The organism is Asanoa siamensis, assembly GCF_016862555.1.
In the GTDB taxonomy this organism is placed as follows: domain Bacteria; phylum Actinomycetota; class Actinomycetes; order Mycobacteriales; family Micromonosporaceae; genus Asanoa; species Asanoa siamensis.
In genome coordinates, this window is record NZ_BONE01000013.1 from 1 (window position 1) to 16,417 (window position 16,417).

Annotated in this window: 12 protein-coding genes; 7 read left to right on the forward strand and 5 right to left on the reverse strand. The window is 71.2% G+C overall.

The annotated features are described in order from the left end of the window. Positions 1 to 1,236: hypothetical protein (locus Asi02nite_RS10610; RefSeq protein WP_203712159.1), on the forward strand; the 1,236-nt coding region annotated here is incomplete at its 5' end. Between the two features lie 115 nt (positions 1,237 to 1,351). Here Asi02nite_RS10610 and paaI read toward each other — a convergent pair. Together paaI and Asi02nite_RS10620 are read right to left on the reverse strand one after the other, a co-directional pair. After that, positions 1,352 to 1,738, reverse strand: coding sequence for a hydroxyphenylacetyl-CoA thioesterase PaaI (paaI, locus tag Asi02nite_RS10615; RefSeq protein WP_239126626.1), 387 nt, complete (start codon positions 1,736 to 1,738; stop codon positions 1,352 to 1,354). 60 nt (positions 1,739 to 1,798) lie between these two features. Continuing rightward, positions 1,799 to 2,824, reverse strand: a complete 1,026-nt coding sequence (locus Asi02nite_RS10620) for a LacI family DNA-binding transcriptional regulator (RefSeq protein WP_239126627.1) — start codon at positions 2,822 to 2,824, stop codon at positions 1,799 to 1,801. A gap of 152 nt (positions 2,825 to 2,976) precedes the next feature. Here Asi02nite_RS10620 and Asi02nite_RS10625 point away from each other — a divergent pair, with 152 nt between their 5' ends. The 5 genes from Asi02nite_RS10625 to Asi02nite_RS42285 are packed head-to-tail and all read left to right on the forward strand — an operon-like array spanning position 2,977 to position 11,507. Further along, positions 2,977 to 4,254 (forward strand): ABC transporter substrate-binding protein, encoded by a 1,278-nt coding sequence (locus Asi02nite_RS10625; protein WP_203712161.1) that lies wholly within the window; start codon positions 2,977 to 2,979, stop codon positions 4,252 to 4,254. Beyond that, positions 4,251 to 5,132 carry a carbohydrate ABC transporter permease gene (locus tag Asi02nite_RS10630; protein ID WP_239126628.1) on the forward strand — a complete coding sequence of 294 codons (882 nt, stop codon included), beginning with the start codon at positions 4,251 to 4,253 and terminating at the stop codon, positions 5,130 to 5,132. The genes Asi02nite_RS10625 and Asi02nite_RS10630 overlap by 4 nt, the downstream gene beginning before the upstream one ends. Continuing rightward, a complete protein-coding gene (locus Asi02nite_RS10635; protein WP_203712163.1) occupies positions 5,129 to 6,049 on the forward strand; it encodes a carbohydrate ABC transporter permease in 921 nt (306 codons plus the stop codon). The genes Asi02nite_RS10630 and Asi02nite_RS10635 overlap by 4 nt, the downstream gene beginning before the upstream one ends. Next, on the forward strand, positions 6,046 to 8,685 hold the full coding sequence (locus Asi02nite_RS10640) for a laminin G domain-containing protein (RefSeq protein ID WP_203712165.1): 2,640 nt from the start codon (positions 6,046 to 6,048) through the stop codon (positions 8,683 to 8,685). Before Asi02nite_RS10635 ends, Asi02nite_RS10640 begins: the two co-directional genes overlap by 4 nt. A 41-nt stretch (positions 8,686 to 8,726) precedes the next feature. Beyond that, a complete protein-coding gene (locus Asi02nite_RS42285) occupies positions 8,727 to 11,507 on the forward strand; it encodes a discoidin domain-containing protein (protein ID WP_203712167.1) in 2,781 nt (926 codons plus the stop codon). Positions 11,508 to 11,555: 48 nt separating this feature from the next. Here the strand turns inward: Asi02nite_RS42285 and Asi02nite_RS10650 are convergent, their stop codons facing one another. Genes Asi02nite_RS10650 through Asi02nite_RS10660 form a run of 3 tightly spaced genes read right to left on the reverse strand, consistent with a single transcriptional unit; the run spans position 11,556 to position 14,308 of the window. Continuing rightward, positions 11,556 to 12,122, reverse strand: coding sequence for a WD40 repeat domain-containing protein (locus Asi02nite_RS10650; RefSeq protein ID WP_373312224.1), 567 nt, complete (start codon positions 12,120 to 12,122; stop codon positions 11,556 to 11,558). Continuing rightward, positions 12,016 to 13,320: a caspase family protein gene (locus Asi02nite_RS10655; RefSeq protein ID WP_203712171.1), complete on the reverse strand. Its 1,305-nt coding sequence runs from the start codon at positions 13,318 to 13,320 to the stop codon at positions 12,016 to 12,018. The genes Asi02nite_RS10650 and Asi02nite_RS10655 overlap by 107 nt, the downstream gene beginning before the upstream one ends. Before the next feature lie 46 nt (positions 13,321 to 13,366). Next, positions 13,367 to 14,308, reverse strand: coding sequence for an NAD(+)/NADH kinase (locus Asi02nite_RS10660; protein WP_239126629.1), 942 nt, complete (start codon positions 14,306 to 14,308; stop codon positions 13,367 to 13,369). Between the two features lie 107 nt (positions 14,309 to 14,415). Here Asi02nite_RS10660 and Asi02nite_RS10665 point away from each other — a divergent pair, with 107 nt between their 5' ends. Beyond that, positions 14,416 to 16,416, forward strand: a complete 2,001-nt coding sequence (locus Asi02nite_RS10665; RefSeq protein WP_203712173.1) for a putative bifunctional diguanylate cyclase/phosphodiesterase — start codon at positions 14,416 to 14,418, stop codon at positions 16,414 to 16,416. The last annotated feature ends 1 nt before the right edge of the window (position 16,417 follow it).

Genomic DNA, 16,417 nt, shown 5'->3' on the forward strand with positions numbered 1-16,417 from the left:
GCGCCCCGGGACGTCGCCAAGCTCCACCTTGGTTCGACCGACAGCCCCGCCCTGGCGTTGGGCGCCGGAGTAACCGCCCCGGCAGGCTCTGAGCTCGAGCATCGACTGATTGCGGCGGTCCTCGGAGGGCAATGTTCGGAGGTCGAACCGTACACCGCGAGCGGCATCGCCGGCGACCTGATCAAGGTTCTCGCACCCGCGCGTTTTCTTACCATGGCCGCCGGAGGACAGACAAACTTCTATCGAGTGCAGGTCGGTCACCGGCATGGCCCAGGTGCCATCCTCGAAAGCGCTCGGCTGGTCGCGGAGCAACGCCTGTGCGGACGTGATGCGCGTTTTGAGAGCGTGTTGGGTTCGTTGCGGCAAGGCCCTGGGACATCGATATGGAGCGACACGGCTCGCGCGGTAGCCTCGGTGTACGGTCCTTGCTGGCTAGCGACCGAGATCGCGACAATCGGCGCGGTTGTCTCCGAGTTGGAAGAGATCACTCGGGGATGGCCACCTCGAGAAGGTGTCCCGTTCGGCCCGAACCCGGATTACGCGTGTCTGGCACAGGCGCGCCTTGGGCGGAACGACTCGACGTGGTGGCAGCGGCAATACGACATGATCTACGACGACCTGTCGAGGGCGAGTTGGTGTCTGGCATTGATCGCTGTCGCGTCCGAGGACGCGATCCTCGCCAATATCGAGCGACTGGATGCGTTGGCAACGCAACTGCCGAGCGAAGAACGGCAGGCGTTGGTCCTGACTTCGAGCCGGCTCGGTGCGTCGACGATCGGGCGTCGTCTCGAGCCCGACCTCCTGAAGCGGATCGGCCCGCGTTCGACGCTCACCGCTCTGCTCATCGCGCACCACTGCAGCCAGACTCAGACGAGCAAAGAAGGTGCGATCTATCTCGATCCGATGACCGCACTATCCGATCAGCAGCTCGCCGACATGGGAGCGTTTGGTCTCGCTGGGTGGCCAGCACTGCACGGACTCAGTGCCCGGATGCGCACCGAACCAACGGATGGCCTGCTAGCCGGCCTGCGGGCGCACGGCCCTCATGCAGTGGTGACGCTTCCCGAGATGGCTACTCCCGCACCGCGCGAGCTGCTCGTGAAGATTCTCGAAGCTCCTGCCGCGTATCCGCTGGCGTGGCTCCTCGCAGCGGAGAATTTCGTGGCCAGAAGTCACCAAGATCGCCCGTTGTTGGAACTGGCCCGGGCCGAAAGCTGGTTTGCCGACGCCGCCTAGGGCGGACACGGCACCGCCATCTTCGGTCCTCGACCTTTATCGGCTGTGGTCCCCGAGGGAGCATGGGCACGTTCGCATGTCGTGGGCGCGACCGTGCGGGCCGTCGTGCCCACCGCTAGGACGAGAGCGCCCGGCTCAGGCCGCGGAACTCCGCCACCAGGCGGTCGTCGCAGCGGACCGTGACGTCGTAGATGCCTGACTTGCCCGCGCGGTGGCGTTCCTGTGCCGTCGCCGTCAGCCGTTCGCCCTCCCGGGCCGCCGAGACGAAGACGATCTCGGCCGACGCCGCCACCGTGACCGTGCCCGGGTAGTTGCAGGCGCCCGCGAACGCGGAGTCCGCCAGCAGGAAGACGTAACCACCGTGGGCCATGCCGTGGCCGTTGACCATCTCCGGGCGGATCGTCATCTCCAGGATCGCGTGGCCCGGCTCGAGGAGGACCACCGACATTCCGAGCGAGGAGGACGCCCGGTCGCGGGCGAACATCTCCGTGGCACCGTCCATGACCCGCACCCTATGCGCATTCCGGCATTCGGCGCGCGCGAGCGGCGGCGGATAACGTTATCAAGCAGGCGGCGCCGGCAACTCGCCCGAGCCGCGGGCGATCAGTTCCACCGGGACCGTCACCGTCTGGACCGGGCGGGACGGGTCCGCCGCGCGGGCCACCAGCAGGTCGATCGCCGTCCGGCCGATCACCGCGCTGTTCTGCGCCACCACCGTCAGCGCCGGCCGCAGGATGTCGGCCAGGGGGAAGTCGTCGAACCCGACCACCGCCAACCGGCCCGCGTCGGCACCCAGATAGCGCAGCGCCTCGATCGTCGTCGCCACGTTCCCCGTGATCAGCGCGGTCGCCGGCGCCGGCCCCGACAAGACGGCGGCCAACGCCGTGGAGACCCGGGACGCCGTCACCACCCCCGGGAAGACCATCCCCGACAGCGGCCCCCCGCTCGCCGCCACGCACGCCCGGAACGCCGCCGCCCGCTCGCGGCCCGTGAATATCCGCTCGTCGTCGCCGATGTAGGCGATCCGCCGGTGGCCGTGCACCGAGAGCTGCCGGTAGGCCATCCCGATGCCGGCCGCGTTGTCCGAGAGCACCGCGTCCGCCGACACCCCGGCGCACGGCCGGTCGACCGCCACCACCGGCAGGCCGGCGGCGATCTCCGGCGCCAGGTAGTCGTGCGTCAGCCCGATCGGCTCGATCACGATCCCGTCGACCCGCCGCCGGCACATCGACAGCACCGCCTCGCGCTCCCGGGCCTCGTCGTCCTCGGTCGACATGGCCAGGACAGCCAGGCCGCGGGCCCGGGACGCGTCGTCGACCGCGGACAGCACCGGGTGCGCGTCGGCCAGGTTGCGGACCGCCGCCCCCACCGTGCCGCTCGTGCCCCGGCGCAACTGCCGCGCCCGCTCGTCGGGCGCGTAGTCCAGCGCCGATATCGCCGCCTGGACCCGGCTGACCAGGTGCGCGCCGACCGTCGGGTCGTCGTTGACGACCCGGGACACGGTGCGCAGCGCGACCCCGGCCTCGCGGGCCACGTCCCGCATGGTCGGGCGCTTCCGCCGCGCCACCCCGCCCACCCGATCGGTCATCGCCTGATCCTCCTCTTCGGACGCTCGTCGTGCTCGCCCGAGCATCCGGACAACACCCTTGACACGAGAACGAAACTTCCTATGCTTCCGAGATAACGTTATCCCACGCTGATCAACTTGACTAGCCCGTACCCCTTCCCCAGGAGGACCCCTTGATACGGAAGCCGCTGCTCGCGGCATGCGTCGCCGGTCTCCTCGCCTTCACCGCCGCATGTGGAAGCGGCGAAGGCGGAGGGAACGAAAGTGGCGAGACCGCGCTGACGTACCTGGTCTTCGAGACCCCGAGCCTCGACGCGAAGTTCTGGGACGACTCGATCGCCGCCGCCACCGCGCAGACCCCCGGCGTCAAAATCAACAAGATCGTCGCGCCGAGCACCGACCGCGACGGATACGCCAAGCAGCTCCAGCAGTCCGGTCAGTTCCCCGACCTGCTGCAGTCGATCACACCGTCCAACTTCGTCGGTGCGGGCCTGCTCAAGCCGTACGACAAGACCTGGATCGACGCGAACTTCCTGCTCCCGTCGGCCAACTCGCTCAAGGGCGAGGTCTACATCCCGCCGACCAACTCGCAGATCGTCCCGCAGGTCTACTACAACAAGAAGCTGTTCACCGACGCCGGCATCAGCGCGGCGCCGAAGACCTGGGCCGAGTTCCTCGACGCCTGCGCCAAGCTCAAGGCCAAGGGCATCAACCCCATCGAGCTCGGCGGCGCCGACCCGTTCGCCGCGAGCATGCCGCTGGTCGGCATCATCAGCGCCGACATCCTCGGCAAGAACAAGAACTGGCTGCAGAACCGCTACGCCGACAAGGTCAAGTTCGCCGACCAGGACGTGGTCGCCGCCGTCAGCAAGTACCGGACCCTCGTCACCAGCGGTTACTTCGACAAGGGCGCCCTGGGCGTCAAGTACGCCGACTCGATCACCCGGTTCACCACCGGCAAGTCCGCCATGTACCCCATGGGCAGCTGGTTCCTCGGCTCCGTACCCAAGGACACGGCCGACAACTTCGGCTCGTTCCCCTGGCCGACCGACAGCGGCGACGTCGTCGTCCCGTTCGTCGGCGGCGGCTCGATGGCCATCTCCGCGAAGGCCAAGGACACGGCCAAGGCGGAGAAGTTCGGCCAGGCCTGGTCGCTGAACACAAAGAACCTCAAGGCCCTGATCGAGACCGACGGCGCCTTCCCGATGATCAAGGGCAAGACCCTCGAGGACTACGGCGTGACGGTCACGCAGGTCTTCAAGGACTCGTACGCCTATGTCGGCCAGGACAACAACAAGGTCAACGCGATCGGTTGGGCGACCAACGACGACGCGCTGCCCCCTGGCCTCAACGACGCGTTCTACGCGGCCGCGCAGGCCCTGTTCACCAAGGACGACGTGGCCGGTGAGATGCGCAAGCTCGACGACGCGTGGAAGACCGCCGTTCAGTGAGGAAGAAGCACTCCGGCGAGCGGGGCCTGGCCCTGCTCGCCGCCCTCGCCCTCGTGCTCTACCTGGTGTTCCTCGTGCTGCCGCTGCTGCTCAGCCTGCGCAGCAGCTTCACCAACGAGAACCCGCTCAAGGCGACGAACGAGTACATCGGCTTCGCGAACTACACGGAGATGGCCGGAGACGACCAGCTGCGGGCCAGCCTCACGTTCACCCTGATCCTGGCGTTCGGCGTGACCGTCGCGGCCAACGTCCTCGGCGTCGCCTTCGCCATCCTGCTCAACCGCACCAGCCTGAGCTACCGCGTGATGCGTACCGTCGCGTTCCTGCCCCAGGTGCTCTCCGGCGTGATCGTGGCGTTCGTCTGGCAGACGATCCTCACCCAGAACGGCCTGCTGAACACCGCACTCATGAAGATCGGCATCCTCGACGAGCCGTACCCCTGGCTCGGCAGCCCCAACGCCGCGCTCTTCTCCATCGGCGTCGTCGTCACCTGGGTGATGACCGGCTTCACGACGGTCGTCTACCTGGCCGCGCTGCAGAGCATCCCGCTGGAACTGCACGACATGGCCTCGCTCGACGGCGTCCGCGGCACGCAACGGTTCCGCAAGATCACCTGGCCGTTGCTCGCGCCCGGCACGACGATCTCCGTCACGATCAGCCTGATCACCGTGCTGAAGCTCTACGACATCATCACCGTGCTCACCGGCGGCGGCCCGGCCAACTCCACCCAGTCGACCGCCCTCTACATCGTCAAGCTGGCGTTCACCAGCGACCGCGTCGGTTACGCGAGCGCCGTCGCGATGCTCCTGCTCGCCTTGTCCGCGGTGGTCGCCCTCACGATCACGAGCGCCCTGCGCCGCCGGGAGATCTCCCTATGACGACCATTCCCAGGGATACGCGCGACCGCCCGGCCGCCGGTGGGAGGACCGCCCTGGCACCGTCGCTCCAGAAGCCCACACCGAAGCCGAGACGTCGCCTGAGCGGGCGGCTGCGGGTCCTGGTCGCGGCCGCCGTCACGCTGCTCTTCGCCGCGCCGATCTACCTGATGCTGGTCAACGCGTTCAAGCCGCAGGAGAAGATCCTCGACAACCCGGTTGCCCTGCCGTGGCCGCCGACGCTCGAGAACCTGACCGAGGCCCTCGGACGACCGGACAACCTGATCCCGCTCGGCCTGCGCAACTCGCTGATCGTCGCGGTGGTCTCCGTCGCGCTGATCGTGCCGCTCGGCTCGGCCTTCAGCTTCTATCTCTCGCGCAGGAGCGGGAAGGTCAAGGCCGCCGTCCTGATCGCGCTCTCCGCGGGCCTGATGATCCCGCCCCAGGTCACCCTGCTGCCGACGATCCGCATCCTCACCTGGATCGGCCTCGACCACACCTACCCGGGCCTGATCCTGGCGAACCTCGGCGGCGGCTACCTGAGCTTCGCTGTCTTCGTCTACGTCGGCTTCATGCGCTCGGTGCCCGACGAGATCATCCAGGCGGCCCGCCTCGACGGCGCGAGCGGCCTGCGGATCTGGTGGCAGATCGTGATGCCGCTGGTGCGGCCGGCCACCGCGACCGTGGCCATCTTCCTGACGCTGTGGATCTGGAACGACTTCCTCAACCCGCTGTTCATCCTCGGCCCGCTGCAGGGCCAGACGATCACCACCGGCCTCTACCTGACGATCGGACAGTACTCAGTGGACTATGGCCAGCTCTTCGGCATCATGTTCCTGGCCGGTGCCCTGCCGGTCATCGGCTACCTCACGGTGCAGAAGCAGTTCGTCGCCGGCCTGACCTCGGGCGCCAGCAAGTGACGGGGGTGCCCGCGCTCGACGACGTGGCGGGGGAGTGGGTCGCCGCCGGCGACCTGGGCCACCTGCCGTCGCTGCGCAACCAGCGCGGCCAGGCGCACGTCAACCACGACCTGACCAGCGTCTCGTGGCTGGCCGCCCCGCCGTTCGCGGGCGGCTACCACACCGGCGTGCTGCGGGTCGACGGCGTCGCGCCGGGTGTGCAGCACTACCTCTGGAAGCCGTGGGGCACCCGGCGGTCCTACCGCGACGCGCACGTCGCCGTCTGCACCGACACCGCGCTGGCGTACGACGCGGACCGGCTGCTCTGGCGGGTCGAGGTCACCAACACCCGCCCGGAACGCGCCACCGTCGAGCTGACGCAGGACCTGTTCGCGCCGGTCGGCCATTCCGAGACCGGCTGGGGCTGGCTGCACACGGTGCCGTGGAACGCGTCCGGCGAGCACGACTACCACGCGTTGGAGCGCGTCCGGGAGACGACGCGGCCGGGCGCGCAGGGTGCGCCGTACCTGATCGGCCCCGGCCCCCGCCGGCTGCGCCTCGGCCGGCCGCGCCCGCCGGGCATCCAGCGCGACGAGGACACCGCGCCGATGCTGCTGGAGTACGAGCTGCCCCGGCACGTCAGCGCCGACTGGGTCTACCCGCACACCAGCTCGGTCCGTGGCGCGGTGCGCGCGTTGCGCGTGGGCGACGGCCGCGCGCTGGCCGGCCCGTTCGTCCTCGGCGACGGCACCGAGCTGCCGCTGGACGCGTTCGCGCTGACCCCGGGCACCGCGCTGGAGCTGGAGTTCCGCACCGACCAGCCCGGCCACGACGGCGTGCTGCTGACACACGGCAACCACCCGGACTCGCTCCAGCTCGGCCTCGCCGGCGGCCGCCTCTGGCTGGGCATCTGCGGCGAGCGCGAGACCGCCGACCACCCCCTCGAAGCCGGCCGCTGGCACCGGATCCGGGCCGTCGTCGACGCGCACGACGCCCGGCTGGAGCTCGACGGTACCGAGGTGGCCCGCACCGGCCACTGGACCCGCCCGGTCCGCTGGCGGTCCACCGTGGACAACGGCCGCGTGCACGTGACCGACACCCGCGGCGCGGCCCGGGCCACGTACGCGTTCGCCGGGGAACCGGACGCGCTCGTGCCCCACGGCGCCGGCGCCCGGGCGACCTGGCGGCTCGACCTCGCACCCGGCCAGAGCGCCGTCGTCGGCTTCACGCTCGCGTTCGGCACGGACGCGACCGAGGTGGCCGAAGCCGCGCGCACGGCCGCCGCCACCCTGGACGCGGCGTTCGCGGAGACCGCCGACGCCTGGCGCCGGCTCTGGGCCCACGCGTTCACGCCCGGCAACCCGGACTTCAGCGGGCACCTGCCGACCCTGACCACCCCGCACGCCGACCTGGCCCGCGCTTACTACATGGGCGCGCTGCTGGTGCTCTACCTGCGCAACACCCACGTCGGCCGGACCGGCCCGGTGTTCCTCACCGGCGGCCCCCGGCTCGGCGCGACCACCACGTTCTTCTGGGACCACACCGAGTGGAGCCGGATGTACGCGATGCTGGACCCGGCCGGCCTGCGCGCCTGGCTGCTGGCCGGGCTGGCGGGGCCTTACCACGAGTCGTTCGGCTACGACGTGCGCGGCGGCGGCCCACTCGGCAACTACTACGTCTCCAACGAGTACGCGCTCTTCCGGCTCGTCGAGCACTACGTCGGCGTGACCGGCGACGTGGCGTTCCTGGCCGAGCCGGCCGGCGCGTGGACCGTGCTGGAGCACCTCGAGCGCCTCGCCTACGGGATCGTCGGCCGGCGGGGCACGGGCGTGCTCGCCGACTTCGGGCCGGACGCCTGGCGGGTGCTGGAGTGCGTGCCGAACTACGTCGACGGGCTGGCCTCGTTCAACGCGGCCTACGTCCACATGCTCCGGTCGTACGCGGACCTGCTCCGTTTCCTCGACCGGGACGCCGACGCCGACCGCGCCGAGGCCGACGCCGGCACGCTCGCCGCCGCGGTGCTCGACCTCTACGCGGGCGACGGCCGTTGGCAGATCGCGCACCCGGACGGCCGCGAGACGATCGGGCACGTCCTCGACTTCGGTCTGGTCGCGGCGGCGCTGTCCGGTGACCTGACCGCCGACCAGCGCGCCGAGATGGTCGCCTTCGTGGTCGACAAGCTGCTGGCCGACCCGTGGATGCGGGCGTTGGCGGCCGACGACCCGATCGCGCCGTTCTCGGACCGGCCCGACCACGGGGCGGGCGGGGCGTTCGGCGCCTGGCCCGGCGTCACCGCGTACGGCCTGGCCAGGCTCGGCCGGGCCGACCTCGCGGTCGACGTGCTCAGCAGGACCCCGCAGGCTGCCTCAGGCGGTCTCTGGGGGCAGGCGATGGAGATCGTTGGTGATCGCCGGGTCCGGGTCGCCGGGCGCGGCGTCGCCAACCGGGACTCCATCGCGGGGGCGGCCACGGCCGAGGCGGTCATCGCCGGCCTCTTCGGCGTGGAGCCCGGTTTCGACGCACTGCGTTCCACCACCCCCCATCCCGACCCGGTCACCGCCCCCGACCTCGGCACGCTGGAGAACCTCAACCTGCGCCCGGCTCCGCGCCCGGACCTGCTGGCAGCGGACGCGCCTGCGCCGGTGGGAGCCTGCTGAGCGCCGGGCGGCTCGACCACGCCGCACCGGAAAGGACACCCGTGCGAACACGACCGTCCCGTCGCGTACTCGCCGGAACCGTCGTCGCCTCTCTCGTCGCCGGCGTGGGCTTCTTCACGCCCACGCCGGCCCGGGCCGCGACACCGACCCCCGACCAGCAGTGGGCGGCGATCCAGTCGCTGCTCGCGAACATCAAGGGCCGCTGGACCGACCAGTCCTATGTGAACTCCATCGTCAACGGCATGCCCAGCACGGCCCTGCTCGGCAACGGCGACATCGGCGTCACCTCGTCCGGCAGCACCGGCGTCAAGACGTTCCTCGTGGCGAAGGGCAACTTCTGGCGGGGCAACCCGGGCCCGGCGATCGCGCCGGTCGGCGGCGTGACGCTGGCCGCGGCGAGCGGTGGCTCCGGCTCCACCAACCTCGCCCTGGGTGCGACGGCCACGGCCAGCAGCGCGCACCCGTCGTTCCCGCCGTCGCGGGCGGTCAGCGGCCAGTGGGGTCCCGGCTACGAGGGCTGGGTCTCCACCGTGGGCAAACCGCAGACGCTGACGCTCGACCTCGGCACCGCGAAGACGTTCACCCGCTACATCGCCCGGCACGACAGCGCGGCCCGGCCGTCGGAGACGGCCAACAACACGAAGAACTTCCAGGTGCTGACGTCGACCGACAACCAGACCTGGTCGTCGTGGGACACGGTCACCAACAACACGGCCGCCGTCACCGACCGGACGCTGGGCGCGCGTACCGCCCGCTGGGTCCGGCTCGTCGCCACCGAACCGACCCAGGGCACGACGGCCGACTCGCAGCAGAACCCCAGGGCCAGGATCGGGCAGTTCGAGTTGTACGGCGCGGGCGGCGGCCCCGGCGGCCCGGGCGGCGGGTCGTTCCTGGAGGAGCAGAACGTCCTCAAGGGCGAGGTCGACACCACGATGAGCCTCGGCGGCCAGCCGGTGGTGCTGAAGACCTGGGTGGCGGCCAACGACAACCTGCTGGTCACCCAGTTCCGCTCGACCGGCAGCGCGACCGTCCGTCTGGAGGCGCGCACCTGGTCCGGCGCGACCAACCCGATGGGCGGCTTCACCCAGACCGCCGGCGTCTCCGGCAACACGACCTGGGCGGCCCGCACCACGCCGAGCGGGTCGCGCTGGGTGTCCCGGGCCGCGCTGGCCAGCCGGCTCGTCGGGGCCGACCCGGTCGCGGCGCCGAGCGCGTCCGGCAACACGGCACGGTTCCAGTTCGACCTGGCGCCGGGGCAGACGCTACGGCTGGTGACCGCGGTCGCGGGCGGCGGGGCCAACAACGGCGACCCGGCGCCGGGCGCGCGCTCGCTGGCCGAGGCGCAGACCGGCGGCGCGCTGGACGGTCTCTACAACGGTCACCTCGACTGGTGGAAGCAGTTCTGGCTGCGGTCCTACGTGGACCTCGATGACGACGTGCTGGAGCGGTTCTACTACGCGGCCCAGTATTTCCTCGGGTCGGCGTCTCGGAACGGGAAGACGGCGCCCGGGCTCTACGGACTCTGGATCACCCGGGACGACCCGTATTTCAGCGGCGACTTCCACCTGAACTACAACTTCGTCGCCAACTTCTACGGGGCGTACTCGTCGAACCGGGCCGACCTCGCCCTGCCGATGATCGACGCGGTCATCTCGTACCTGCCCGAGGCCCGGCGCCGCTCCACGCAGGAGTTGCAGCAGGTCAAGTCCGACTACGTCACGCCGCGGTTCGGCACCGGCGGGATCCCGGGCGGGGTGCTGTTCCCGGTCGGCATCAGCCCGTTCGGTGGCACGCCGGACGGCAACTACTGGCAGCAGGTGAGCAACTCGCTGTTCAACGTCGTGGAGTTCATCGCCTACTGGGACTACACGCGCGACCGGACCTACCTGCAGAGCAAGGCGTACCCGTTCATGAAGGAGGTCGCGACGTTCTTCAGCCGCTGGATGGAGCACGACGCGGCGACCGGCCGCTACACGACGTGGGGCGGGCCGCACGAGGGCACCTGGGCGCGCAACCCGAGCCTTGACGTCGGCATGCTGCGCTACCTGCTGACGTCGCTGCTCGCCGCGAGCAACGAGTTGGGCCTCGACGCGGGGTCGCGGCCGCTCTGGCAGCAGATGCTCAATGGGCTGCCGCCGATCGCGACGACGACGTACAACGGGAAGTCGGTCTACGCCCTGGGTGACCCGGGCACGGTCTCCGACGGCCGGGCGATCCGCCCGGGCGACAACACGGTCAACCTCGAGTTCATCCATCCCGGCGAGGGCCTGGGCCTCAACTCGCCGGCGGCCGACCGGCAGCGGGCGATCGACACGTTGGACGCGATGAACTCGTGGGGGCAGGACAACAGTTTCCCGAAGGTGTTCACGCAGGCGGCCCGGGTCGGGTATCCGGCGCAGAGCCTGATCGACCGGCTCAAGGGCCAGATCACGGCGAAGATCGACCCGAACCTGCGGATCCGCGACCAGTGGCACGGGCTGGAGAAGTCCGGTGCGACCGAGGCGATCAACAACATGCTGCTGCAGAGCGACGACGGGGTGCTGCGGGTCTTCCCGGTCTGGCCGGCCGGGAAGAACGCCAGCTTCGTGAAGCTCCGGGAGAAGGACGCGTTCCTGGTGTCCAGCGCGCTGTCGGGCGGCCGGGTGTCCTATGTCGACGTGACGAGCGAGGCGGGCCGGCAGCTGCGGCTGCGCAACCCGTGGCCGGGCCAGCCGGTCACGGTGACGCGGGTGGGCGGCGGCACGGTCACCCCGACGGTGAGCGGCGACGTCATCACGTTCGCGACGGTGGCGGGAGCGACCTACACGGTCACCTCGCCGTAGGACCCCTTGGGTAGGGGAGGCCGCCGGCCCGTAAAGGGCCGGCGGCCACTACGCCACCGACCAGTCCAGCTTGCCGCGCTCGACCGGCGTGTCGAGCGTCGGCCCCCAGATCCGGATCTGTTTCACGGCGCCGGAGCTCGCCAGCGTCCGGCCGTCCGGCGCGAACGCGAGTCCGCCGATCGGGCCGTCGTGGCCGACCAGCCGCTGATCGGGCTGCTCGCTCGCCGGCAGGCCGGAGGGACCAAGGCGCCAGAGGTGGATGGCCCTGTCCCGCGCGGCAACGGCCAGCGTGGACCGATCCGGACTGATCGCCAGCGCCCGGATCTCGAGCGTTTCCAGCGCCGCCCAGTCGGGCGTCGTCGCTCCCGCCGGCCAGGATCGGACTCCCTTCCCCGCGCCGAACACCCGGCCGTCCGCGCCGAAGGCGAGGGACCGCACGTTCCGCCCCGGGCTCCACCGGAGACTCGGCTCGTCGCCGCGTCGTGAGCTGTCCCAGACGCGAACCGCTTCATGGTCCGCGGCCGCCAGCAGGGCACCGTCCGCGCTGAACGCGACCGCGTGGACCCATCCGGCCGGCAGGGCGCGGATCCGTCCGCCGGTGTCCGGATCCCACAACTCGACGAGGCATCCGTTCCCACCTGTCGCCAACACCGCTCCGTCCGGCCGGAAGGCGAGGGCGAAGGTGAGACGGGGGTTGGACACCCGCTTCCACCAGTTGCCGGCCACGGCGGTGGCCAGGGCGTGCACGGGTGTCGCGGATCCGGGTCGCCACAACCGGACACGTTCGTCGGCGCCGGCGGTGGCCAGCAGGTCTTCGCCCGGCCGGTGGGCCATGGCGTGCAGCCGCGTTCCCGCACCACGGAACGGCTCGCCGACCGGAGCACGACTCGCGAGGGTTCCAGAACCGCACCTCACCCGTCGGCCCGGCGCAGGTCACCGCCGCTCCGTCGGAGCTGAACGCCACCATGTCGTAGGAGCCGACGTCGAATCGGCCGAGGCGGTCGTCGATGACGGCCACGCAACGGTCGGGCAACGGTCGCGCCGGTCGCGCCACCGGCCGCCGTGGCGCCGGCGTGCCACCGGTACGGGCGAGCACGAGGTCTCCCTCGCCACCGTAGGTCCAGCGTTGTGGGCTCTGCGCCGCACCCAGTTCCCGCAACCGTTCCGCGGCGTGGGTGTAGGCGTCCTCGACGGACACGTAGCCCTTGCGATCGCGGTCCGCCCGCCCGCGCAGACCGTCGACCAAGGCGGCGGTGAAGGCCGACCGGGCCGGCTGCGTCGTGGCCTCACCCTCGTAGGAGTACTCGGTCGCCCGCGAGGCGGTCAGCACCGTGCGCCCGCGGCCGTTGCCGACCAGCCGGCGGTCGAGGCCGAGATCCCCATCGCTCTTCGTGTTGGCGAAGGCGCCGCTGAAGCAACAGTCGAGGATGACCACCTGGGCACGCGCGCGACAGTCCTCCAGCCGATCCAGGAGCCAGCCGGCCTCGACGGCGGTGGCGCTCAGGTCGGCGCGGTCGGTGTCGCGGGTGGCGAAGGAGAGCCTGCCCCGGGCGTCGAGAACGCCGTGGCAGGACATGTAGACGAGCACGAGGTCGGCCGGGCCGGGCGAGGCGAGAAAGCCGCTGATCGCGCGGCGTACCCGGCTCTCGGGTTCGTCCATCAGAGAGGTGACCTCGAATCCGCCGATCGCGGGGTCGCCCAGCACCTCCGCCATGTCGCCGGCGTCGGTGGCCGGGGCGCGCAGCGCGGCGAATCGCGGGTCTTCGTAGCTGTTGGTCGCGACGACGAGGGCGAGGCGGGCACCGGCGGTCATGCGACTCCTGTCCGGACACATCGGATATGTGGCCTGACATCATCGCCTATCGACCAGTGCCGTCCTGTGGGGCCTCGCCCGGTCGTTCCTCGATCGCCGCCGCCACGTTGCGGCGGAGCTCCAGTGGGATCAGCTCCAAGAGCTGGTCCGGGCGCAGCGGCAGGTCGAGCAGGCTGAGCCGGACCCGGCTGCGGTTGGCGTAGTCGGTGACCGACAGGCGGACCACCTGCGCCGCGGCGGCCAGCAGGTGCACGTCGAGCCGGCCGCCCGCCGGGAGGTGGGTCGGTCCCGTGCCATCGGCGTCGACGGCCAACTCGTCCTCGGCCCGGATCGAGACCCGGTCGTCGCCGCCGAGCACCACCGGGCGGCTGATGCCCGACATGGGCGCGACCGGCGTCACCACCATCGCGTGCGAGGAGGGCGAGAGCACCGGGCCGCCGGCGGAGTAGTTGTAGGCCGTCGAACCGGTGGGTGTCGCGACGATCACCGCGTCGGCGCGGTAGTAGCCGTAGTGCACGTCGTTGACCGTCAGGTCGACGTTGGTCGTGCGCCCCGGCCCGCTGCGGCCGAGCACGACGTCGTTGAAGGCGCACTTCCGCGTGTCGCCGATGATCACTTCCATGCCGGCGTGCTGCTCGACCGTGTAGTCGCCCGCCGCGAGCCGGTGCAGGGCCGCGGGCAGGCCCGCCGGGGTGACCTCGACCAGGAACCCGAGGTTGCCGTAGTTGACGCCGAGGATCGGCACCGGCCGCTTGACCATCAGCCGCATCGCGCCGAGCATCGTGCCGTCGCCGCCCAGTGCGACGACCCCGTCGACCTGCCGGCGGAACTCCGCGTCGGAGACGACGTCGACGCCGGCCGGCATCCGCGGGCGGTCGTGCTCCCGCGCGAGCACCCGGACGTCGTCGGCGCGCGCGGAGTCGACGATCATGGTCAGCGACCGGTCGACGGCCTTCGTCGGGTGGAGCACCAGACCGACGGAGATCATTTTTTCACTGTACGCGGGGCCGCCCTCATTCCAGGATTGACAGCCCAGACCGGACATAGCTCCTAGAAGAGACATTGCGCGCTGGGCACGCGGCTACGGTGAGAGAGATGTGGGCCCGGCACCGCCCCGCTTTCGTCGCCTTCAACGTGCTCACGTTGGCGGGCGCGCTCGCGGTCCTGCTCACCCATCTCGGCGACGCGGCCGCCAACGCCGGGAGCGCCGCGTTCTGGGTGATGGTGGTGCTCGCCGTGCTGGCGGGGACCCAGGCGTTCGCGGCGGAGATCGGGCCCGAGCGGGTGCACGTGACCGTCGCGCCGACCGTCTGCTTCACGTTCGCGATCCTGTTGACCTGGGGGCTCTGGCCGGCCGCGGCGACCCAGGCCGTGGCCTGCGCGGTGATCGCGTGGCGGCTGAGACGGACGCCGTCGGCCGCGGCGGTGGCGGCGGCCCGTTACACGCTCGCGCTCGGGGCCGCGGCGGTCATCCTCTGGCTGGGCAACCCCGATCCGTTTCGGGACAACGGCGGCACCAGCCTCGCCACCGACGCGCTCTCGGTCGTCGCCGCGGGCGTGGCCTGGCTGGCCGTCTACGGGCTGCTGTTCCTCGGCACCCGGATCGGCGAGGGCCTGCCCTGGCGGCGCGCCCTCGTCGTGGTGCGCGACCAGGTGCTGTTCAACTCGGCGCTGCTGGTGCTCAGCCCGGTGCTGGCGCTGGCCGCCCGGATCAACGTCGCCTACCTGCCCTTGGCGATCATCCCCCTGGTCGCCGTGCAGCGGCTGGCCCGCCTGTCCACCCAGCGCGAGACGATCGCCCGCCAGGACCCGCTGACCGGGCTGGCCAACCGGACGGGGCTGCGGGCGGCGTACGACCGGCTCGTCGTCGGTTTCCCGGCGCGCCCAGGTGTCACCGCGCCGGTCCGGCCGAGCCTGCTCGTCCTCGACCTCGACCGGTTCAAGCAGGTCAACGACGCGCTCGGGCACGACATCGGCGACCAGCTCCTGGTGGCGGTGGCCGGCCGACTGCCGCCGGTCGACCCACGCCTCGGCGTGGCGGCGCGGCTCGGTGGCGACGAGTTCGCGATCCTCGCCCGCACCGACGACCCGCACGGCCTGGCCGAGGAGGTGGTCCGCGGCCTGCGCCGGCCCGTCTACCTGGAGGGCCTGCGGGTCGACGTCACTGCCTCGGTGGGTGTCGCGACCGACGACGGCGAGGGCTTCCACACGCTGCTGCGGCACGCCGACGTCGCCATGTACGAGGCGAAGCAGCGCGGCGACGCGATCGCCACCTACGACATGCGGTCCGACCGGTCGAGCCCGGCCCAGCTCCGGCTGCTGGCCGACTTCCGGCGCGCGCTGGAGGTCGACGACACCGTCCGGCTGCGGGCCCACTACCAGCCACAGGTGTCCCTGAGCACGGGCCACGTCGAGGCCGTCGAGGCGTTGCTGCGCTGGGACCACCCGCGGCTCGGGCCGGTCAACGCCGAGGACATCGTCGCCCTGGCCGAGCACACCCCGGTGATGGTCATGCTGACCCGCCGCATGATCGACCGGGTCACCGCGCAGGTCGCGGACTGGAACGCGGCCGGCCTCGGGCTGCGCGCGTCCCTCAACGTCAGCACGCGCGACCTCTACAGCGAGGACCTGATCGACCATCTGGCGCAGCGGATCGCGTACCACCACATCCCGCCGGGCCAGGTCCAGATCGAGCTGACCGAGAGCGCGATCCTCGCCGACGTCCGCCGGGCGCAGGGTCCACTGCGCCGCATCGCGGACCTCGGCGTCACCATCTGCCTCGACGACTTCGGTACGGGCTACTCGTCGCTGCAGCACCTGCGCCGCCTGCCGATCAGCGAGATAAAGATCGACAAGTCGTTCATCGCGGGCATGGCCCACAACCGCGACGACGCCGCGATCGTCCGCTCCACCATCGAGTTGGCCCGCTCGCTGCACATCCGCACGGTCGCGGAGGGCGTCGAGGACGACCTCACCCACAAGCTGCTCGCCAAGGCCCGCTGCGACCTGGCCCAGGGCTGGCACACGGCGCGCGCGATGGCACCCGAGGAGCTGCCGGCGTGGCTGACCGCCCACGACGCCCGCCGCGCGGCCTGAC

What these genes read in the sequence shown, in the direction of transcription:
- Asi02nite_RS10665 (WP_203712173.1), top strand. Translation starts at nt 14,416, where the DNA reads ATGTGGGCCCGGCACCGCCCCGCTTTCGTCGCCTTCAACGTGCTCACG.
- paaI (WP_239126626.1), bottom strand. Translation starts at nt 1,738, where the DNA reads ATGGACGGTGCCACGGAGATGTTCGCCCGCGACCGGGCGTCCTCCTCG.
- Asi02nite_RS10620 (WP_239126627.1), bottom strand. Translation starts at nt 2,824, where the DNA reads ATGACCGATCGGGTGGGCGGGGTGGCGCGGCGGAAGCGCCCGACCATG.
- Asi02nite_RS10635 (WP_203712163.1), top strand. Translation starts at nt 5,129, where the DNA reads ATGACGACCATTCCCAGGGATACGCGCGACCGCCCGGCCGCCGGTGGG.
- Asi02nite_RS10655 (WP_203712171.1), bottom strand. Translation starts at nt 13,320, where the DNA reads ATGACCGCCGGTGCCCGCCTCGCCCTCGTCGTCGCGACCAACAGCTAC.
- Asi02nite_RS10660 (WP_239126629.1), bottom strand. Translation starts at nt 14,308, where the DNA reads ATGATCTCCGTCGGTCTGGTGCTCCACCCGACGAAGGCCGTCGACCGG.